We start from the raw sequence: 21,849 nt of genomic DNA, 5'->3' as shown, positions 1-21,849 counted from the left end.
CACGTCAGTTAGTAGATTAGCAGTTAATAACGTTTTGCGTGTTTATATATATTGACTCTGTATTAAATAGAGCAGTTCGCAGCTCTATTTAATACAGAGTCCTAATACTTTTACCAGCCTGCATACTCTTTGACTAGATTCATATCAATTTTTTGTTCTTCCAGATCAGAAAAGGCCTGATCTAGTATGCTTACAGCTAAATCAATGTCGTCTTTGGTCAACGTGAGTGGCGGAGTGATTTCGATTACATTGCTATGAATGCCTACATAAAACGCTAGCAGTCCCAGCTGATAGCATCGGTAGCAGATTGCAGCCGTCTTTTCCGCGGCTGGGGTTTTTGATACCCGGTCTTCCACCAGTTCTACTCCTATTGCAAGGCCTTTCCCCCTGATGTCCCCTATCCACTGGTATTTTTTCTGGAGTTCTGTAAGTAGGCTTATGAAGTATTCTCCCTTGTGTCGGGCATTCTCTATTAATCTTTCATCCTCGATAATTTTCAAGGTTTCAAGAGCGGCAGTACTGCTTACAGGATTACCACTGGTTGTAAACATATGAATTCCGGTTCCGACATCGAGCATTTCCTTTCTGGCCACGACTGAACTAATCGGAAGCCCGCCTCCCAGGGATTTGCCAAGTACCACTGCGTCAGGCTCAATTCCATAATGATCAAAGGAAAACCACTTGCCTGTCCTTCCTAAACCGACCTTGACTTCGTCGAAGATCAGACGAATTCCAAAATGTCTGCACATTTCTTGAAGGCGCGGCAGAAAGTCATCAGGGGGAATGATGAGGCCTCCATCACTCTGGATTCCCTCGATAATAATTCCAGCCGTTTCTTCTGCCGGGCAAACCGTTTTAAACACTTCATTCTCAAGAAAATCGATGATTTGATCAGTTAAACGGTCTGTCTCGCCAAAAGGAGGGCGGTATGGATTTGGATATGGAATTTTAACAACGTTTCCGCTGCCGATAAATCGGGATTGAGCTGGATGTCCGGAAAGGGATAGAGACCCTAGAGTCTGGCCATGATACGAACCCATAAAGGAGATCATTCTCGACCGATTTTTTTCGAGCGGGACCAGCTTAAAGATACAATCATTTGCATCAGATCCGGAGTGTCCAAACCAGACCTTTTTTGGAAAACTGCCCGGAGTTATATCAATCAGTTTTTGTGCCAGAGACACCATGGTTTGCTCTGGTGCGGAGAGCTGAGAGGTGAAAGATAAAGTGTCATATTGCTCCTTAATCTTCGAGCTGACCCTTGGATGGCCATATCCAATTCCGGCAACTGCCCATCCGGCTGCCAAGTCCAGGTAGTCCTTTCCATCCTGGTCAGTAATCCGCGTGCCCTTAGCGGATTTAACCGAAATCGGGTAAAAGCGAATTTTCAAACTGTCAGCAATCACTTGGTCTTCTGTTTCAAGAAATCGATTAAACAAGAGTTTTCCTCCTTTAACAAAAAATTAGATATTTTTTCAGCTTGTAATTCAGTGTCTGCCTCGAAATACCAAGCTGTTCCCCAGCTTTTGTAATGTTGTTATCTGTATTTTTCATAGCCTGTTCAATCATGATGCGTTCCAGCTTTTCTATCTGCTCCGGTAAGCTTCCGGCAAATTGTATAGATTGCTCTTTTAGAGAAGGCTGTTCTTGCTGCTGAATTTTATTTTTCAGATTGGGCGGCAATTGATCATAACCGATTGTGTCCTCATCGTAGACAAGGTTGAGGCAGCCTTCAATGACGTGCTCCAGTTGCCGGACATTTCCAGGCCAGTGATAATTCATGAAAAAACGGAAAATGTCCGGCTCTAATCCATTAACGGTTACCTCCAGGAGCTGAGCGTGTTTAGTAATAAAGTAATCCGCTAAGATCCTAATATCCTCCTTTCGGTTCCGAAGCGGAGGAACCACCAGGTTCACCACCCCTATACGATAAAATAAATCCTCTCGAAGACGGCCGGCGGCTATGGCTTCGTGTGGATCTTCGTTCATCGTTGCAATAACTCTTACATCAATATCAACGACTTTAGAAGATCCTAAACGCTGTACTTTCCGTTCCTGAAGGACACGAAGCAGCTTAGCCTGTAAGCTTGTGCTCATTGAATTAATCTCATCAAGTAAAAGGGTGCCGCCATGCGATTGCTCAAACAACCCTGGACGATCAACTGCACCAGTAAAGCTTCCTGCAGCCGTTCCAAACAGCAGGCTCTCTAGCAGGGACTCAGGGAGAGCAGCGCAGTTTTGCGCGATAAAGGAGTTATTCTTTCTCGGGCTTTCATTATGTATGCTCTGAGCAAATAGTTCTTTACCTGTACCTGTTTCCCCGACTATCAGAATATTCGACCTAGATCTAGCGGAACGGCGGGCCTGCTCTACGGTAAGTGCCATTTCTCTGCTTGAGAAGATGATATTTTCAAACTGAAAACGTGTGTTGTTTTTGTGAAGAGATACAAAGGAGTGAGCTTCTGAATTCCCTTTGTTCTGCTTTTGAAGCTGCATAATGGATTCAGCAAGCTGCTTTTGTTCTGTAATATCCTTAGAAACTTCCATCGCACCATATTGATGGTCCCCAAGGAGTAGAGGTACGGTCCTGAATAGGGAGGTGACTGTTTTCCCACTAGCAGAGAATTGTGTTTCTCTGTGGTTTAGGGTACGTCCTGTTCGAAGGGATGTCAGGAGTGTGCTTGTGTGTTCATCCACATTCCACATATCCTGAACGCGTCTGCCTCTGACACCCTCGGGCTCTAATGTATCCACCTCGCCAGCTTTCCGGTTATAATACAGAATCGTTCCATGCTCATCAATTACACAGATGCCTTCCTCAAGCTGATCAAGCATCAAATCAAACAACTGCTTTGTTTTGTTCATTTCATGGATTTGATGATGAAGATTCTGCACTTGGGAAATATCCTTAAATATCAGCAGATAGCCCCTGGCAGTATTTTCCCTCTCAAGAAATATCATGTTTCCGACTAATTGCTTCGTACCTAAAGAAATAGAAATACCGGTTTTTGTCTTTTTCTGCAAGCTTTTTCTAAATTCCTCCGAAGGAATTAATTCGTAAATGGAGGCTCCAGCAAGGGTAGAGGGATTCCCGGAAAATAAACGTGTGGCTGGCCGATTAAGGGAGAGGATACTACCTTCTTCGTTAACAAGAATCATACAGTCGAAAGTAGCGTTCCAGATATCCTCTAAGATCGGAGGTGTGAATTCATTCAACAGATCACCTGCTTTTAGTTTTAGGAAAAAAATTTTGCGGAAAAAATTTATCATTTATAACTGAAATGACTTACTTTTCAAAATATTATCACAACTTATTATATATTAAAAAGAAATTTTGTATCCTTTAACCTAAAGTATGGTGAAAAAGAATCTTCCGCAAAAAAATTTTCATATGCAAAAATTTTTGCGGGTAATTTATGAGTCAAATAAAAAAAGTGCCCTGCATTAAAGCTTTTCTATTTTTTTATTTAAAGCAAAAGTTGGCACAGAACTTGCATTGTAAATAGCAAATACAAATAGGAGGGTTCAAATGAAAGTATCATTAAAGGATATCCATGCAATCGATGTTCATGCACATCCATACCTTGCAAACCGAGAGCCATATACGGGCGATGAGTATGTTCGACAGCTTTCACTGGCAGTCATTCCAAATGAAATCCCTCAAAACTACAAGCGGGTTCACAAACAGCCCTTTCCCGGGAGTAATATGTGGGTTCAGATTCTCATCCAAAGATTAGCAAAATATTTTTCCTGTGAGCCGACTCTAGAAGCGGTAGTGGAGCAGCGCAATAAAAGGGCAATTGATTTCAAAACCTATACCCGGGAGCTTTTCCAGGATGCTAACTTATCTGGAATTGTGGGGGACTTCGGATATCCCCAGCCCCCGTTAAGCAAGAAGGAATATAGAGAATTATGCGGGGTGCAAATATGGGAGATCCACCGGATTGAACCAGTGATGGTGAGATTAAGCGGCGAATGTAAAAACTTCGCTGAGTTTGTGGATTCGTATCGGAGAGATTTAGCAGAGGCGCTGAAAAAAGAGGGGATGGTAGGGTTAAAATCGATCATTGCGTACCGGAGCGGGCTGGATATTACTCCAATGAATGAAGCACTCGCACAAGAGGAGTACGAAGAGTTCAAAGGAAACAGCCGGGCAGCTGTCAAAAATCTTCGTGATTATTGCCTGCACATTGCAATGGAAGAATGTTCAGCAGCGAATAAAGTAATGCACATTCATACAGGCATTGGTGATGGCGAGGTGGTTCTTCCGAAAGCAAGCCCGAGCTTTTTACTTGAGATGTTAAGGGATAAAAAGTACCGGGATACTAAAGTACATCTTGTTCACGGCGGATATCCCTGGGTTGAAGAGGCGGCATTCATTGTGAGCATCCTTCCTAATGTGTATATGGATATTTCCCTGCAGAATCCGTTCAGCGGGCATGGCGTAAAAAGGATTTTATCCCAGGTGTTTGAATTTGCACCGTTTGATAAGGTGATGTACGGATCGGATGCATTTACCATGCCCGAAATGAACTGGCTGGGTGTCCACTTATTTAAAGAGTGCTTTGAGGAAGTGCTTAATGGCTGGGTAGATTCGGATTATATGGATCCAGAGACGGCTCAAGTTATTGGTGAAATGGTGTTATACCGCAATTTTGAAAATGTATATCAGGACTTTTTAAAGGAGGGTAAATAAAATAATGAGCAAACCTATTCAATTAGAACTTGAGCCTCAGAGAAAGCTTGGATACTGGTCGATCTGGGCGCTTGGGGTTGGAGCAGTTATCGGGGATGGTGTATTCGTTCTTATGGGTCAGGGGATTGCAACAGCAGGCCCGGGAGCCATTCTGGCTTATCTGGTTGCCGGTCTTTCTCAGCTATTTTTAATGATTGCATTGGGAGAACTGGCCGTAGGAATGCCGAACGCAGGAGCCATGTCACATTGGGTCGAGCGGTTCATGGGTAAATGGTGGGGCTTCTTGTCCGGGTTCACCTTTGCAATGGGCTGGGTCATTGCCGGCGGCAGTGTTGGACTTGCTTTAGGGAAGCTGACGATGTGGTTTTTCCCGCAGCTTAAAGGGGAGTTTTGGCCAGTCTTTTTTGCGATACTATTTATCTCTATTTTTGCAATTTTAAATATTCTAGGTACGGAAATTGCAGCTAAAACACAGCTTATACTCGTTATTATCATGACGCTTGTAATGGCGCTTTTTTCTCTTATTGGACTAAAGGATATTAACTTTAATAATTTCACTCCATTCTTTCCGCACGGAGCAGACGGCTTCTGGGCAGCTATTCCATTAGGAACCTATGCTTACCTTGGGGCTGTAACACTGGCAACCGCCGGCGGAGAGGTTAAAAATCCAAGAGATCTGCCTAAGGCATTAATCTGGTCAAGTATTACTTTCTTAACTTTATACTCAGCAGCACAAATTGTACTACAAGGCTTAATTCCTTGGGATCAAATCACAATGGATGGCTCGCCGTTCACCGAAGCAGCCAATATGATATTTGGAATTGCCGGCGCCTATATTATGAATATGACCGCATGGATTGCTGCAGCTACCTGTATTTTGATGGGAACGCTGTATGCTTCGTCCCGGATCTTTTATGCACAGGCAAAAAGTGGTTATCTCCCAGCCTTCTTTGGGTACATCCATCCAAAAACAGGAACTCCTGTGTACGGGATTGTGGCTGTATGGGCTGCATCAGTTGGATTAGTTTTTTTTGGATCGGTGAATCCGGATTTCCTTTACGTGGAGCTTTCCACCCAGCTTGTATTAGCCTGGCTAGTTTCCTGGACGCTGGCACTGATTGCCGCGGTTCTTTACCGTAAAAATGCACTGCACGAAGTACAGCAGCTGTCATGGAAGCAGCCGCTATATCCGTTGTTTCCTATCTTAGGTTTTGTGGGAATTGCCATCGTGTTTTACGGAACGTTTGTCGGTTCTCCTATGACACTTGTTCGCGGTGCCATCTGGATGGCAGTCTTATACGTCATGTTCCGTATATTCAATAAATCTAAAAATACAACAAGCACCACAAGGAAAGAAACCACATTGTAGGGAGGGCATAACAGGGTGATCAGCGAGAAGGAAATACTAGTTAATGAGGAGCTTAAAAATCGTTTAATAGAAATCCGCCGTTATCTTCATCAACATCCGGAGCTATCTTTCCAGGAATTTCGTACACGTGATTATATTGCTTCCCTCCTTGATGAATGGGGAATTCCATTTACTATAATAGGAGAAACCGGGATATTCGTTGACATTATTGGTGAAAACGGGGAAGGGCCGCATATTGGAATCCGGGCAGATATTGATGCCCTCCCTATTCAGGAGAAAACGGGCCTTCCGTTTTCTTCATCCAATACCGGCATAATGCACGCCTGCGGTCATGACGGACATACGACGATTCTATTGGGAGTGGTATATCAGCTTTACCAGCGAAAAAACCTCCTTTCTGGACGGGTGAGGTGTATTTTTCAGCCTGGAGAAGAGGCAGATGGTGCTGCCCAGCAGCTAATCAATCTCGGAGTATTAGAGAATCCAAGAGTAGATGTGATGTTGGCTCTCCATTTATGGCCACACCTTCCCCATGGGACAGTAGGTGTCATATATGGAGCGGTTACTGCGTCCTGTGATGATTTTGTGATCACAGTTGAGGGAAAGGGCGGGCACAGCGCAAGGCCACATCAGGCAATTGATGCCATTACCATTAGCTCGCAAATTCTTCAAGCTCTTCCTACCTTGGTAACGAAGTCAAGCAGGCCCGTAGAGCCAGTTGTTGTTCACGTCGGAAAAATACATGGAGGAACCGCAAACAATGTAGTAGCTGACAACGTAGTTTTGGAGGGAACCACAAGGGCTGTAACCTTGGAGACTCGAAAAAGGCTAAAGATACAAGTAATGGAGCTAAGTAAGAACATTGCTAAAAGCTTTGGAGGAAAAGCTGCAGTTCATTATAAGGAGAGCCATCCTCCTGTAATCAACACTCAGTGGGTGACACACGCCCTAGAAGAAAGCGCAAAAGAGCTCTTTGGTTCTGAACAAGTTGTTCAATTAAAGGAGCCTTCCATGGGAGCAGACGATTTTGGATCCTTCTCCGAAAAAGTTCCAAGCACCTATTTCAGGCTTGGTACAGCAATTGAGGATAAACCCTCTTATGATTTGCACCATCCACAATTTGATTTTGATGAAGAGATCATCCCTATAGGAGTCGAATTATTTATCTACACTATAAAGAGCAGGCTGCAAAAAGGAGTGGAGAATAAATGTTGACGAAAGAAAGCGTCTTAGACATAGTTAATAATGAAAAGATAGAATTCATCCGGGTGGAGTTTCTCGATTATGCAGGTGTCACACGTGGAAGGACCATTCGCCCTGCACAGCTGAAAGATGTCATGGAAAAGGGAGTCAACTTCAGTACAGCTATTATGAGCTTTGATGTTTTTGATGAATATATACCGAATCCAGCATTCGGCCCAAACGACGGTGACTTCTTTGCCGTCCCCGATCCAGGAACCTTTGCCATTCTTCCATACCGCAAGAATACAGCGCGTATGCTTTGCGATCTGGTGGACATTAATGGAGATCCATGGCACGGCTGCCCTCGAAGTGCATTAAAGCGCCTGCTGGATGAGGTTGAATCTCTACTTGGCGGAAAAATGAATATGGCTTTTGAACAGGAAGCCTATTTATTGAAAGAAGTGGATGGAGAGCTTGTCCCAGCGGATAACAGCCATTGTTTCTCCACAGAAGGAGCTGATATACAAGAGGATTTCATTCAGGCTTTTGTTTATTCGCTTGAAGCTATGGGAGTACAAACGGAGCAGATTTCGAGTGAATATGGACCTGGCCAGCTTGAAATCAACTTGAAATATACCAATGCTCTGAAGGCTGCCGATGACCAGGTGACTTTTATGCATTTATACAAACAGATCGCACGTGATAAAGGGATGGTTGGAACCTTGATGCCGAAGCCTTTTCAACATTTATCAGGCAGCGGACTGCATGTCCATATCAGCCTCTATGATGAAGGCGGGGAAAATCTGTTCGAAGATACAACCGATCAGCGCGGACTTGATATGTCAGAAAAAGCATATCATTTCATTGGGGGCCTTTTAAAGCACGGATCTTCAATGATCGCCATAGGGGCACCGAGCATTAATTCCTATAAACGCATGCAGCCGGGATCATGGGCTCCTGCACACATCTGCTATGGATCCGGAAACCGTTCTGTTTTAGTCCGAATTCCTGAGAAAAGAAGAACAAGACGCTTCGAGTATAGAGGTGCAGATGGGACAGCCAATCCCTATCTCCTGGCAGCATGCTTAGTAGCAGCAGGTCTCCGCGGCATTCAGAATACCATCGACCCGGGAGAGCCTGTTGACTTTGATGTAAGCCAGGCAAGCGAATTTCAGCTGAAGGAACGAGGCATAAACTGGGTGCCAAAAAGCCTTACCGAAGCCATTGATTCACTGGCTCAGGATTCCGTACTGGCAGAAACGATTGGCAGGACTATATGGGAAGAGTTTATTAAAATCAAGAGGACAGAATGGGATAAGTACTCCCGATATGTAAGTGACTGGGAGCGCAAAATCTTTTCGACAAGATTCTAACCCGTTATTACATCAGTTATAGCTGGAGGGGGTTTATTGTGAAAATACATTATATACAAAACGATGAGTTAGCTGCATTAGGCCACATCGAAGAATGGGCTGCAGAAAAAAATTATCCACTGGCTTGTACCAAAATGTACGAAAACCAAGCCCTTCCAGATATAGAGAGCTTTGATATGCTGATCATTCTCGGCGGGAGGATGGGAGCTTACGAGGAAGCGGCCTTTCCTTGGCTGGCTGTGGAAAAGGAGTTTATGAAAAAAGCAATAAAAGGCAAAAAAATGGTGCTTGGTATCTGCCTGGGAGCCCAATTGCTGGCGGAGGTTTTGGGCGGCAGGGTGTATCCGCATGAACACCAGGAAATGGGGTGGTGGCCGATACAGGTTTCAGCCAGGTCGACGTTTTTTGAAGGAGTTCCTGATCAATTTCCAGCATTTGAACATCATGGCGATACGTTTGATTTACCGCAGGATGCAACACTCCTAGCTTCCAGTACAGGATGTACAAACCAAGCCTTTTCATATGGAGAAAACGTAGTGGGCATTCAATTCCATCCGGAGTTTTCCGAGGATATCATTTGTGAACTGGCGGTTAATGAGAGACCATCATCCTCAGGCGAGTACATACAAGCACCGGATAGCTGGACTGGGAGACAAGATTTGCTGATAGGTGCAAAAAGAGTTTTATTCACTCTGTTAAATAATATGGAAGCAAATCTGTCAAGATAGCAGAAAATAGAGGCTGATGTAAAAAGTTAGCCTGCTTAACATTCAGTAAGCTACAAGTATAAAAGTGCATAAAAAAGCCTTTCCAGATCGAAAGGCTTTTTTATGTTACAGACTCAACGAATCAAGTTAGTCTTCGCTAGTTCAACCAATTTATCTCCGTCACCATTCAGAACTGCCTTTAACATCCATAGGGTAAATCCGTGGGCTTGTTCAAAATTAATCTTAGGCGGGAGGGAGAGCTCCTGGCGATTGACCAGAACATCGAGCAAAACCGGTCCATCTGTTTCAAACGCCCGTTTTAAAGCACTTTCTAGATCAGCTGGGTCTTCCACTCGGATTCCTTCTATACCAATTGCCTGAGCTACCTCGGCAAAGTTAGGATTGTTCAGCTCCGTTCCTGTTTCGAGATACCCCGCAGCCTTCATCTCCAATTCAACGAAACTTAGGGAACTGTTGTTAAATACTACAACTTTTACAGGAAGTTTGTGCTGTCGAAGTGTTAATAAATCACCCATTAACATGGCTAATCCTCCGTCACCGGATAATGCAATAATCTGCCTGTTCCGATCGGCAGCTTGAGCCCCAATGGCCTGTGGAAGAGCATTCGCCATGGTCCCGTGATTAAAAGAGCCTAATAAGCGTCTCTTCCCATTCATCTCTAGATAGCGGGCAGCCCACAAAGTAGGTGTTCCGACATCACAGGTAAAGACGGCGTCCTTGCTTGCAAGATCACTCACCATTTTGGTTAAGTACTGCGGGTGAATCGGTTTTCGGCCGGGTTTCCCAACTGCCAGGTCGTCCAGCCCTTTGCGTACATCAGCATAATCAGATACATATTTGTCTAAATGAGAAGAATCATGAGTCTCGGTTAATAGCGGCAGCAGGGCTTCAACCGTATACTTTACATCCCCGCACAATCCATAACTTAACGCAGCCCGCCGCCCCAAATGTTCGGCTCTTAGATCAACCTGCAGGATGTCCGCTTTTTTCGGATAGAACTGGCGGTATGGAAAGTCTGTCCCAAGCATCAGCAATACATCGCAATTCATCATGGCATGATACCCCGAAGAGTAGCCAATCAAGCCTGTCAAGCCTACTGAATATGGATTATCGTATTCTAGATGTTCTTTTCCCCTTAGTGCGATAACCATAGGAGATTTCAGCCTGTCACAGAGCTGCATGAGTTCAGCATGCGCTCCTTCACAGCCAGCACCGCATAAAAGGGTTATTCTTTTTCCTTTGTTCAGATATTCAGCAAGCTTTGCTAGTTCAGGATCTGAAGGGCGTACCACAGGCTTGGTAATGTGAACAACATGTTCAGGTACGGTTTCGTCATCTGGCAGAGAGGCTACATCACCTGGCAGTACAAGTACAGATACTCCTTTCTTGGAAACAGCATGCTGCAGGGCGATGGTCACCAGTCTTGGCATTTGTTCCGGCCGTGTCACAATTTCGGTGAAATGACTGCAATCTTTGAATAGGTGTTCGGGACGAGTATGCTGAAAATATTCTCCACCCAGCTCATTACTCGGGATATGCGCAGCTATGGCAAGAACCGGTATCCTGCTGTGATGGCAATCATATAAGCCGTTAATCAAATGAAGGTTCCCAGGACCGCTGCTTCCTGCACATACTGCGATACTGTCTGAAAGCAGTGAATCGGATCCCGCAGCAAAGGCAGCTACTTCTTCATGCCGGACACTGATCCATTCTATTTTTCCTGAACGTCTTATAGAGTCCAGTACTGCATTCAGCGAATCTCCTACAATTCCATAAATCCTTTTAACACCTGCATGCAGCAATGAATCGATAAGTAAGTCAGCGATGGTTTTTTTCATGAATAATTGGTCTCCTTATCTCGCATTTTTATTCTATAACGAGGGACTATCCAACCTTAATATGCCCAAAATTGAAAAAGATACGGAGAGTATGTATATCTGTTATTGTTGGAAACAAAAAAGACAGCCTGTCTAAGACAAGCTGTCTGAATATAGAGGTATGAATTAACGTATACCCTTCATAAGACCTTGAATTTTTGGTGAAATTGCCAAGAGGATGAATCCTAGTACTAGGGAAGCTACACCAATAGTTCCAAAGTAAGCCATTTCGGTATCGGCTGAGTAGAATCTAACCAGCTGTGCATTCAGAGCTTGTGCCGCTGCACTTGCTAAGAACCATAAGCTCATAGTTTGTGCAGAGAACGCAGCAGGAGCTAGTTTGGTTGTTGCCGAAAGACCAACTGGTGACAGGCAAAGCTCACCAAGTACAACAATGAAATAGCTAAGGACAAGCCATAATGGACTAACCAATGAATCTGATCCTCCAAAGTAAGCAGGAAGCAGAATTACAAGGAATGATAAACCTGCGAACAATAAACCTAGTGCGAATTTCTGAGGTATAGTCGGCTGGCGTTTGCCTAATTTTACCCATAACCATGCAAAGACTGGAGCAAAGATGATGATGAATAATGGGTTTAGAGATTGGAACCATGCAGGTGAGATATGAATGCCTGCAAAGTCTAACTGAGTTCTTTTGTCAGCATAGCTTGCCAAGATCGTTGAACCTTGTTCCTGGATCGCCCAGAACATAACAGCAGCTATGAACAATGGAATATAAGCGATTAAACGAGAGCGTTCAACGGAAGTTGTTTTAGGGCTGCGATACATAAAGATAAAGTAAAGAGCAGGAATAACAAAGCCTAGAACAGCTACAAGATTAATAAAACCTTCTATTGTTAAAGTGCCCGAAGTAGCAGCGATAATAATGATAACAGCAAGTACGATTGCTGGAAGTCCTAATTTAATGAATACAGTTTTTCTTTCTGAAGGTGATAACGGGTTTGCAGGCATAGTTCCTGCAAGTCCAAGATTATTTTTCTTTGTAGCAACAAATAGAATCAGTCCAAACAGCATACCAACGGCAGCGATACCGAATCCAAGGTGGAAGCTGTATTTCATTCCGACTGTTCCGACAATTAATGGTGAAAGGAATGCACCGGCGTTAATCCCCATGTAGAAGATACTGAAACCTGCATCACGGCGTTCGTCTTTTTCAGCATACATTTCCCCGACAACACTGGAAACATTAGGTTTTAGAAGACCGGTACCTAAGACGATTAGTACCATGGAAACAAAGAACATGGAGAGGCTTCCAGGTACTGCAAGAACAATATGTCCCAGCATAATCAGGATTCCACCAAAGAATACGGCTCTTTGTGTACCGAAAATCCTGTCGGCCAGCCAGCCTCCGATGATCCCGGACATGTAAACCAGTGATCCATAAATGGATACGATGGCTAGGGCTGTACCTTCATCAATTCCCAGACCGCCTTTTGAAACTGAGTAATACATATAATAAACGAGGATGGCTCTCATACCATAGTAGGAGAATCGCTCCTAGAACTCAGTGAAGAATAGTGTGAATAAGCCTTTAGGATGTCCGAAGAACCCTTTTTGAGGGACACTATCCACAATTTTCTGTTTATTTATAGATGACATACTTTCTCCTCCTTTTAATTATCTTATAATAACTTTAATCCGTAATGTTGTAAACACAATTTAGTATATTTCAACTAAATTCCAATATAAAAGGATAAAAAAGATATTTTAGAATAGTGAATATATTTAAAAAAGTGTAAACCTTCCGTATTTTGTTAAAAATTGAAATCCTTTTCAGACCCTTCATATAGTAACCCATTAGGTTCTTGTATAATCAACCAAAATTTAACGATAATGTTGGCTAGAGATCTAACAGGTGAATAGGAAATTCCCTCTGAATTTAGTTTAGTGGAACTATACCTTTTTTAGGGGGAATGGGCTTGGAGAGAGAAAAATTCATGAAGGAAGCGGTACACCTAGCCAAAATGAATGTCTCCTTAAACGGCGGGGGACCGTTTGGCGCAGTGGTTGTAAAAGAGGGGAAAATTATTGCGGCAGGACAAAATCAAGTGACAGCCTCCTGCGATCCTACAGCACATGCCGAAATCCGGGCAATCAGAGCGGCTTGTGAAGTGCTTCGGCATCAACAGCTGGATGGTTGTGAAATTTACACAAGCTGTGAACCATGTCCGATGTGCCTGGGGGCCATTTATTGGGCACGGCCAAAAGCGGTGTATTATGCATGTACGAAAGACCAGGCAGCAGCCATTGGGTTTGATGACCATTTTATTTATACAGAGCTTGTACTGCCTAAGGAAGAACGCAGACTTTCGATGAAGCAGCTGATTGTTAATGATAGTGACATACCGTTTGCGAGGTGGGAGGCATCAACGAAAAAACTAAGATATTAAGATCAAATAGCCTTCATTATAAGGCGGGAAGAGGTGCATGGGATGCACCTCTTTTTTTGTGTTTTTTATATGGTTTCACAAGCAGACTGTCAGATTCAGGCATACTCTAACAGCATGGACAAACTTTTAAGTTTACATTATGCATTTCGGGGGTCGGATAATTGAAAAAAAAGCAGACGGACATCAATAACAAGAAGGTTTTTTATCTCGATGAAGGGGAAACGGAGAATCCTGCTGTTCTATTACTCCATGGAGTTCCGGAGTCGTGTTTGGTTTGGAAGGATATTATTCCGGCCATTGTTGGAAACGGATATCGGGCAGTTGCCCCAGATCTTCCCGGATTTGGCCAGAGCGAACCGTTCGATGAACCCTCGACATGGGAACGCTTCAGCCAGTTTGTTTCTGAGTTCAAGAACAAACTTTACCTGGGTCAGCTTCATTTAGTGGTTCATGATTGGGGTGGTTTAATCGGTCTTAATTGGGCGTGTGATCACCAGGAGGAAGTTTTGAGCATGATCGTTTCCAACTCGACGATTTCTGATGAATATACCTGGCATAAACTCGCGCAGCTTTGGCGGACGCCCGGGGTGGGTGAAGAGGTGATGAAGCAGATGTCAGACCCAGCACAATTTGAGGCTGGCACAAGAAAATCCATTCCAGGCATTGAGGATACGGTCATGAAGGATTTTTACCAGGCGTTTCGCACATCTGAGTCCAGCAAAGTGATCCTCGATTTATACAGGTCCGGGAATCTGGATACCGTGAAAATCTATCAGGATAAGCTCAGTGAATTGAAAATTCCGATTTCCATTATATGGGGAGAGAACGATCCCTACGTCCCTATGGAGTTTGCCTGGAAACTAAAAAAACAAAGCATCCCGCATGCACAGGTTTCAATCATACAAAACGCAGGCCACTTTATACAGATAGAAGTTCCACAGGCTGTTAATCAACTGGTCTTGCAGCACTTTCAACAATTCAGGTGAAATGTCCTACGGGAAATAAGGACTGTCCCCATTGAAAAAGCCTTTGCATCAGGCTTAGAGCAACTGGGAAATGGGGGACAGTCCCCATTTTTTGTGTTGTGGGCTTTGGTACAGGCAGGTTGGAGCATTGGACATATGATGGGGGTGAGAACTTATTTATGGTAACGGAGGATGTGTTGATTTTGAGTGATTCGGATGTTTTGAAGCTGATTCCCCGCGGCCCAAAGGGGAGGCTGTTTACCGGGCATGTCAAGGATTTCCAGGCTGATCCGCTTGGTTTTTTGCAGCGTTTGTCCGGTTATGGCAGCATTGCTAAGATTCGGTTTGGGCCTTTTCAAAAAGTGTATCTGATATCTGATCCAGACTTGATCAAGCAGGTGCTTGTTACGAAAGCAAAGTCCTTTGTTAAATCCCAGGACTTTAATTCATTAAAACCAATTATCGGAGAAGGCTTGCTGACCAGTGAGAAACAATACCATTTGCGCCAGCGCAGGCTGATCCAACCGGCCTTTAAAAGATCGAATATCAGCGGTTATGGCCAGAGCATGATCGATATTACCAATGATTACGTATCCAAATGGCGGAACGGAGAAGAACGGATTATTACACAGGATACGATGAATATTACACTCGATATTATTTCGAAAACGATGTTTAACTTGGATTTTAAGGAGGGCTATAACACCCTCGGTCCTCCTATAGAAACAGCCATGCGAATCGCTGTAAAGAGAATGAGAACTCTATTTAATTTGCCCTTGTGGATTCCTACTAAAAAAAATCGCGATTTCAAGCAGGCAATCAAAGAGCTTGATTCAGTACTTTATAACATCATTGAACAAAGACGGCAGGATCCTATAAAACATGAGGACATGCTCGGAATTTTAATGGACGCTCGGGACGAGGAGGACGGGATTGGAATGACAGATGAACAAGTCCGTGATGAGCTGATGACCATATTTCTTGCTGGACACGAAACCACAGCCAACGCTCTGGCCTGGACATTTTACTTGCTTTCACAGAATCCTGAAGCTGAACAGAAACTTTTTGATGAAGTCGACCGTGTAATCGGAAGCCGAATGCCTGCTCCTGAAGATTTTATGAAATTACCCTACCTCCAAAATGTCATGTGGGAATCGATGAGGATGTATCCGCCTGCATTTGTAATTAGCCGTAAAGCTGATGAAGATGTGGAAATAGGCGGCTGCCATTTTAGAAAAGGCGACATGATTATGATGAGCCAGTATGTAATGCACCGACAACCTGAATATTTTCCTGATCCGGAGATGTTTCGCCCTGAAAGATTCGAAAACAATTATGTAAAAACAATCCCGACTTATGCTTACTTTCCATTTGGAGGAGGCCCAAGAGTCTGCATAGGAAATCATTTCGCCATGATGGAAAGTGTACTTATCATTGCTTCAATAGCCCGGAGATTCAGAGTGAAGCTTGCCCCGGATCATGATCCTATAACCCCTTATCCCTCCATCACCCTAAGGCCTAGAGGTGGATTAAGAATGATAGTTGAAGAAAGAAAGCCAGATAGTGGCTGATGTCCAACTCAATAGGTAAAAAGTGAAATTCATCTGTAAAAAGAGGGGCTATTACTATATGTCCGATAATCATAAAAAGAAGAAACGTTTAAAAAAAAGAAGATTTTTGACTAAGCAAGAAAGGCAATTGATTGAACGGTGGGTATCTCAAATGGGTAATTACCCGCTGGATACACCCTACCAAAAAATGAAGATTGCAGAACAAATCATGCAGCTTCCTTATAAAATGATCGGAAATGGCTTAAACCGGATGGTGTTTGATCTTGGGAATGGATATGTCTTAAAAGTAGCGGTCTCAGGAATAGGCCTGACTAGCAACAAAAAGGAATATACACTTTATCACAGCTGTCATAAAGAAATACGTCCATTTTTATGCCCGGTTCTTGAAATGGGGGAAGGCTGGATTGTTATGAAGAAAGTGAAACGTAAAGCAGCAATAAATATAAACAATTTGATCAGTTTAGTTATGCTTAGTAGTACATTTTATCGAAACGGAATTTTACCAGTCGATTTAAGACTCGATAATGTCGCTCTATCAACCGAAAATAAAATGATTGTTATTGATTATGGACTATTTATTGCTCTATAAAATTGTACATTTGTCCGTTCCATTTCTTTTGATTTTGCATAGTGTAGTAGGACAAGGATAGGGCAGGAGTATTTCCTCTTTACAAAAGTGACTGAATGAAAAAGAAAACATATCTCCTGTTATGATACCAAGAAAAATCGTAGAAGGGATACTAAATATGGAAAATAAAACGAATTCAGATAACTACTTTGAAGAGCTTCGTAGATTGGGAATTGAGAGGGAGAAAGAGCTTAATACCATCATTAGAGAAGCGTTGAACAATGATGGATGGATCAAAGAGGCGAGCCTTCAATCGAATACCACTGCCAAGATGGCGAAGCAGCTGCAAGAAGCAATGGAAGCCTTATCTGCATTAGGCAACTTCCCGACCAAGAGGGATGTAGCGAATATAGCTAAAATGCAGGTTCAGCTCGAGGAAAAAATCGACCACTTAGAAGAAAAGCTCGTAAAGATCTACAAAAAATGCAAAGAAGCTAAACGAAAAGAGAGCAAACACAAAAAGGAGAAAAAGAAGGAGTATTCCAAGAAAGGGTCCAAGAAATCAGAAAGTATTGATTACCTTGTAAACTCTTTAATCGAGGGAATGAGCTCCATACATGGAAAAAGAAAATAAGAACTTAGATATAAACAGTTTTGAAGGTAGATGGGCTCTCGCTTTGAAAGCGATGAATGGTCCGCTTCCTGAAATGGGAGTAACTAAAAGAAAAGCAGTCTGGAAGAAAAATAAAGCAGTACTGTGGTATTACCCTCCTGCTGAGAAAAAATACAGAGTTCCGGTTTTTATTATCTATTCCCTGATTAATAAACCGATTATTCTGGACCTTTCTCCGGAAAACAGTATGATAGGTTCCTTTGTAAACGAAGGCTTTGAAGTCTATTTGTTGGATTTTGGAGAACCAGGGTATGAGGATGGGGGCATCAGTATCAGCGACTATGTCAGTGATTATATTCAAAAAGGAGTACGCAAGGCACTGCGGCATTCATCGGCCAAAGAAATCACCCTGTACGGAACTTGTCTAGGAGGAACTCTTGCAGCGATGTATGCAGCGATTGCTAAGGAGCCTGTAAAGAATTTGATTCTTTCTACAACGCCAATTGACTTCAGCGATCCTCCTGGTTTTGATCAATGGACCGAGGCAATCAGGGAAGGGGAGGTAGATGTTGATGAATGGCTTGATGCCATGCAGATAGTACCGGGCTTCCTTGTAAATAAAGGATTAGATTTTGTGACTTTTCCAATACATTTTTCCCATTATCTGACCCTGTTAAGCAGGGTGGAGGATCCGAATTATGTTGATAAATGGCGCCGTATCGACCACTGGACTAAAGATCATATTCCACTAACAGGAGCATCCATAAAACAAATGACCAACGACTTTGTCAAAAAAAATAAACTCGTAAAAGGCAGTATTAAAATTAAAAACAAAAAAGCATCATTAAAGAATATAAAAGCAAATCTGCTTGTTATAGCTGCAGAAAATGACTCCCTGGTTCCCGAAAAGATGGTTAAGCCTATAATGGAGCTTGTGTCGAGCCGGGATAAAACCTATAGGCTATTAGCAGGCGGACATACTTCATTTAGTCCCGGTACGTTTCCGCCATTTTTAGCCGAATGGCTGCCCGAAAGGTCTGACCCAAGAAAGTGACAATACAAGCCAGGTAATGAAGGAGGTGAACCTATGTACTTGCTTTATTCACCAGGGACACTTCCACTTGGACAATATGGACTCGGATTCGCATCACTAGTATTTTCTGGTTTCTTGGCCTCTATCAAGGGTGAGGTACCCAGGTCGGAAGAAGAATACCAAGATACGGACCTGCCCTGGTTTTTATACGTCTAAGTAAAAATTGACGTACCTTGCAATTAAAGGAGGTGAAACGAATGGCTAGTAGGAATAATCTAAGGAATTTGGGTGATCTAAGCAATTTGGGTAATCTAAGGAATTTGGGTGATCTAAGCAATTTAGGTGATTTAAGGAATTTAGGTGATCTAAGTAACCTTCGTAATCTCGGCAATCGGAACATAAACCGTACTCAGTTAAGAAGAGTTATAAATAGATTGAGAGCGTTTAAAAGAGAGGTTAAAAGAGATACAAGGTCCCTTGTAAGAGATTTAAGAAGAATTGTTAAGTAAATAAGGTTTCCTTCCCATATATAGAAGCTGAATAAACAGTATAGTGCAGGACCAAATTTTTGAGTGACAGCTTAGTTTTAACTAAGCTGTTTTTTATGCTCAAGAGAAATGTGTGCCTTGCCTTTTCATATGTTCGCATATATTAAGGTAGTTCTATCTCTACAAATATATGAATGTCCTAGAACACAGATTTATGTCCTTCATCTTGCTCATGAAGGACTTTAGCTTCGGCTTTTTAGTAAGATGTGTCCTTCATCGGGCTTATGAAGGACCTTTGCTTCGGTTGTTTACTGAGTTTTGTCCTTTATCCCCCTTTCGAGGAGGGCAGCCGGCAGATGGTATCTTTAATTCTTGGGATTCTTTTTTAAAAAATAGTAACATTTTATCTGTGATAAATTTTACATAAGATTAGGATTACTCGTTCATTTTTAGTTAATTTAAGGTGAATCCATTGATTAGGAATGAAACAATACAACTTAGCAAGGAACTGTTTATTGGATAAGGAATTGCAGGAAAGAGGAAATTAGTTCACATCGGGATATTAAAAATGGGTTACATCCGATAACAGCCATGAAGAGGTCTGGAGCAAGGTGTTCCGTTTTCATGATGCACTAAATAATAGGATTTACGGGAGATTTTAATCCATTCTTAACTTTGTCCTTCTTAACCCTGCCTATTATCCCGGAATTAAAATTAACCGATCAGGGTTTATTCCAGTTTACTCATTTCGGCATATTTCTATAGATGCATGAAAGAATTACATTTACTGGGATAAATGGTAAAACCGCCGGCCGCAAGTAAAGGGTAGCGGTTTCAGCATTCATGCTTCTGGACAGGGCAAAGGTAAAAAAATGATTTTGATTTTCTTTTCTATCTTTTAATCTGCCCTAGATACTTTTTCGAAGTCCGTACTTCAACCGTTAATCTACCGTTCTGTTTATCGATAATGGTTTTGATCACAAATGGCACACCCAAAGTGTTTTCGAACCTAAAATCTAACCCTCCATAGGAAACGGTGGCATCCCTGCCATTTGGCACGTAGCCTACATTGAGGGAATGGTGATGTTTTTCCACATAATTTACGCCTAATTGGTCAACTGCGTTGTATAAAGTGGAGGAAGTCTGGCAGATCCCTCCGCCAATCCCGTCAACCAGCTTTCCGTTTAATGCTTCTTTAGCTTTTTGATATCCATGTGCTGAGTCGCTTGGCCCTACTGTTGTATTAAAGGAGAAAATGTCTCCAGTACCAATGATTACATTATGAATGGCTTGTGCAGAAAGTTCGATATTTCGCGTTCTCCCTGAAACCGAGCTGTCAAAGCGTGTTGTGAATGATGCAGCTACTGCTTCTCCTAAGTGAGACACATCTTCTGATTTATATCCACTTTCGGTAATCGTTAAGGGGAGTTTAAGGTCACCACCGCTGTCTGACATACCCATAACTTGTTCCAAAAACTCCGCTTCTTCGAATATGATCCGGGGTTTCCCTTTCAATATTTCTCCGTTTGGCCCTATTTTGTCAGGAATCATTCTTTGGTCGAGTCCAAGCGAAGTTTCAGAACCCTTTGCAGCTGCCCTCGCCCAGTTTTTTATTTCATTCTTATAGGATTCCTCATCTTTACCATACCCCAGGGATTTGGGAATTATAGTTTTTAGAACTCTTTGTGAAAGAGGGTGAATGATTTTTATTTCTGCATTCTCCGTCTTTTCCTCTTTCTGCTGCCGTTTTTCTTCATTAGTAACAGTTTGCTTTTGTTTCTTCAGTTCTTTTTGCAGCTCTGCGACTTTTTTCTCTAATTCCTGTTCTTTTTCTGTCTGTCCTTCACAAGCAGATAGTCCCAATAAACCAATAGTAAGCAGCGATGCTTTAATGAATATATGATTTTTCATAGTTCCCCCAAAAGTCTTTTTTCTGACATTCATTCTATTCGAGGAATACGTTCTATATGACTGATAAAGTTGATAAATACACACTATAGGAATAATGGTATGAGGGAGCAGACGTGTCATGGTAATACGCAGGCGTAGGTGGGTGGTGGTGTCACCTGCCATAACTTCTCCGCTCTACTTGCTGATCAGTTGGCGGTTCTCCAAATCGATTTTTGAAGCTCTACAAAAAAGTAATATGTGAAGATATCCCCTAGACTACACAGGTTATGCTTAAGTGCATCCATTCGGTATGAACCTTGCTTGGTCTAGACTTATAAATACCGGTGCAGCTTTCTGGATACAAAAAGGCTTCGCAGGTTTTAATATCATAAAGATGTGTTGACTCTCGCAGGGGAACTTTATGGGTGGAAGGAAAGCATGAGTGTATTGTTGAAATACTGATCAATTCTTTAATATAACTGCCTATGGCAGGGCTTCCGATTATATCAGCGAACTAAGCGTTCATTATGTGATTACGGCTAAGCTCAATGGGGTACGAAACAAGACCTCTGCTGTACTGGGAAAAAGCTTGTTTAGATACAAGTTAGCTTAGTTCGTTTTGTTTTTACATTTAATAGGAAGAGAGTTAACCCTTCTTTCCATATCCGGTGTAAATTGAATGATAAATGTGGAGAAGTGCGCTGTGATACCTCAATAAGCTGGATATTTAAATTCCAGCCTTCATATTTTTCCATAAAATACCATGAACTAAGTTGGAATATTGTATAGACTAAAAGATGGAACGATGATATTATCTTCTATACATATCATTAACAAATAACTTTTAATGAGGTTCATAAAAACAACTATGGACTTGTCGAGTTAAACGTGTTAGGATAGTAAAGTTGCTTTATTGCTGATGAAAATTAGTAACGCATAATGTGAAACAGATTTTGTTTCTATTGCGACGGATTATACTTTTACTTTTATTACAAAAAAGTGTTGACCGTACGACTGGGATATGTTATGATTATTAAGTTGCTTACGAGCGACTGACCAATACTGATCAATGATTGTTCTTTGAA

18 protein-coding genes and 1 pseudogene are annotated in these 21,849 nt (G+C 42.4%); 14 read left to right on the top strand and 5 right to left on the bottom strand.

What is annotated here, in order from left to right; all coding sequences use genetic code 11:
- Nucleotides 1–110: 110 nt before the first annotated feature.
- Both CUU66_RS13255 and CUU66_RS13250 read right to left on the bottom strand, forming a co-directional pair.
- Entirely contained in the window at nucleotides 111–1,439 is a 1,329-nt protein-coding gene (locus CUU66_RS13255; RefSeq protein WP_101642940.1) for an aspartate aminotransferase family protein, read from the bottom strand.
- 13 nt (nucleotides 1,440–1,452) lie between these two features.
- Entirely contained in the window at nucleotides 1,453–3,216 is a 1,764-nt protein-coding gene (locus CUU66_RS13250; protein ID WP_257967990.1) for a sigma 54-interacting transcriptional regulator, read from the bottom strand.
- 313 nt (nucleotides 3,217–3,529) lie between these two features.
- Here CUU66_RS13250 and CUU66_RS13245 point away from each other — a divergent pair, with 313 nt between their 5' ends.
- The 5 genes from CUU66_RS13245 to CUU66_RS13225 are packed head-to-tail and all read left to right on the top strand — an operon-like array spanning nucleotide 3,530 to nucleotide 9,348.
- Entirely contained in the window at nucleotides 3,530–4,696 is a 1,167-nt protein-coding gene (locus CUU66_RS13245) for an amidohydrolase family protein (RefSeq protein ID WP_101642935.1), read from the top strand.
- A gap of 4 nt (nucleotides 4,697–4,700) precedes the next feature.
- Nucleotides 4,701–6,065 carry an APC family permease gene (locus CUU66_RS13240; RefSeq protein WP_101642933.1) on the top strand — a complete coding sequence of 455 codons (1,365 nt, stop codon included), beginning with the start codon at nucleotides 4,701–4,703 and terminating at the stop codon, nucleotides 6,063–6,065.
- Nucleotides 6,066–6,080: 15 nt separating this feature from the next.
- On the top strand, nucleotides 6,081–7,280 hold the full coding sequence (locus CUU66_RS13235; RefSeq protein WP_101642931.1) for a M20 metallopeptidase family protein: 1,200 nt from the start codon (nucleotides 6,081–6,083) through the stop codon (nucleotides 7,278–7,280).
- Nucleotides 7,274–8,620, top strand: coding sequence for a glutamine synthetase family protein (locus CUU66_RS13230; protein WP_101642929.1), 1,347 nt, complete (start codon nucleotides 7,274–7,276; stop codon nucleotides 8,618–8,620). The genes CUU66_RS13235 and CUU66_RS13230 overlap by 7 nt, the downstream gene beginning before the upstream one ends.
- Before the next feature lie 38 nt (nucleotides 8,621–8,658).
- Nucleotides 8,659–9,348: a type 1 glutamine amidotransferase gene (locus tag CUU66_RS13225; protein ID WP_101642927.1), complete on the top strand. Its 690-nt coding sequence runs from the start codon at nucleotides 8,659–8,661 to the stop codon at nucleotides 9,346–9,348.
- Nucleotides 9,349–9,461: 113 nt separating this feature from the next.
- Here CUU66_RS13225 and poxB read toward each other — a convergent pair whose 3' ends face one another.
- Nucleotides 9,462–11,186, bottom strand: coding sequence for a ubiquinone-dependent pyruvate dehydrogenase (poxB, locus tag CUU66_RS13220; protein WP_101642924.1), 1,725 nt, complete (start codon nucleotides 11,184–11,186; stop codon nucleotides 9,462–9,464).
- 165 nt (nucleotides 11,187–11,351) lie between these two features.
- Nucleotides 11,352–12,845 (bottom strand): annotated as a pseudogene (locus CUU66_RS13215) (peptide MFS transporter).
- Between the two features lie 314 nt (nucleotides 12,846–13,159).
- Here CUU66_RS13215 and CUU66_RS13210 point away from each other — a divergent pair.
- The 9 genes from CUU66_RS13210 (at nucleotide 13,160) to CUU66_RS25440 (ending at nucleotide 19,639) form a co-directional block, all read left to right on the top strand.
- Nucleotides 13,160–13,636, top strand: coding sequence for a nucleoside deaminase (locus CUU66_RS13210; protein ID WP_374702999.1), 477 nt, complete (start codon nucleotides 13,160–13,162; stop codon nucleotides 13,634–13,636).
- A 161-nt stretch (nucleotides 13,637–13,797) separates the two neighbouring features.
- Nucleotides 13,798–14,622: an alpha/beta fold hydrolase gene (locus tag CUU66_RS13205; protein ID WP_101642916.1), complete on the top strand. Its 825-nt coding sequence runs from the start codon at nucleotides 13,798–13,800 to the stop codon at nucleotides 14,620–14,622.
- Nucleotides 14,623–14,804: 182 nt separating this feature from the next.
- Nucleotides 14,805–16,172: a cytochrome P450 gene (locus CUU66_RS13200; RefSeq protein ID WP_257967989.1), complete on the top strand. Its 1,368-nt coding sequence runs from the start codon at nucleotides 14,805–14,807 to the stop codon at nucleotides 16,170–16,172.
- Between the two features lie 58 nt (nucleotides 16,173–16,230).
- On the top strand, nucleotides 16,231–16,761 hold the full coding sequence (locus tag CUU66_RS13195; RefSeq protein ID WP_101642914.1) for a hypothetical protein: 531 nt from the start codon (nucleotides 16,231–16,233) through the stop codon (nucleotides 16,759–16,761).
- Nucleotides 16,762–16,918: 157 nt separating this feature from the next.
- The gene (locus CUU66_RS13190) at nucleotides 16,919–17,374 is read left to right on the top strand and encodes a hypothetical protein (protein WP_101642911.1); all 456 of its coding nucleotides are present in this window, start codon (nucleotides 16,919–16,921) and stop codon (nucleotides 17,372–17,374) included.
- On the top strand, nucleotides 17,358–18,407 hold the full coding sequence (locus tag CUU66_RS13185; RefSeq protein ID WP_101642909.1) for an alpha/beta fold hydrolase: 1,050 nt from the start codon (nucleotides 17,358–17,360) through the stop codon (nucleotides 18,405–18,407). The genes CUU66_RS13190 and CUU66_RS13185 overlap by 17 nt, the downstream gene beginning before the upstream one ends.
- A gap of 33 nt (nucleotides 18,408–18,440) precedes the next feature.
- Nucleotides 18,441–18,602 carry a hypothetical protein gene (locus CUU66_RS24190; protein ID WP_180955277.1) on the top strand — a complete coding sequence of 54 codons (162 nt, stop codon included), beginning with the start codon at nucleotides 18,441–18,443 and terminating at the stop codon, nucleotides 18,600–18,602.
- Nucleotides 18,603–18,643: 41 nt separating this feature from the next.
- Complete coding sequence (locus CUU66_RS13180) at nucleotides 18,644–18,895, top strand: hypothetical protein (RefSeq protein WP_101642906.1); 252 nt, start codon at nucleotides 18,644–18,646, stop codon at nucleotides 18,893–18,895.
- Between the two features lie 654 nt (nucleotides 18,896–19,549).
- Nucleotides 19,550–19,639, top strand: a complete 90-nt coding sequence (locus CUU66_RS25440; protein WP_374702998.1) for an adenine deaminase C-terminal domain-containing protein — start codon at nucleotides 19,550–19,552, stop codon at nucleotides 19,637–19,639.
- Nucleotides 19,640–19,765: 126 nt separating this feature from the next.
- On the opposite strand, the gene CUU66_RS13175 is transcribed toward CUU66_RS25440, so the two are convergent.
- Nucleotides 19,766–20,785, bottom strand: a complete 1,020-nt coding sequence (locus tag CUU66_RS13175) for a VanW family protein (RefSeq protein ID WP_101642905.1) — start codon at nucleotides 20,783–20,785, stop codon at nucleotides 19,766–19,768.
- Nucleotides 20,786–21,849 lie beyond the last annotated feature (1,064 nt).

The sequence above is a fragment of the Peribacillus deserti genome (assembly GCF_002863585.1).
GTDB lineage: Bacteria > Bacillota > Bacilli > Bacillales > DSM-1321 > Paraperibacillus > Paraperibacillus deserti_A.
The sequence above is the reverse complement of the archived record's forward strand: the minus strand, read 5'-3'. Positions and strand labels throughout refer to the sequence as shown.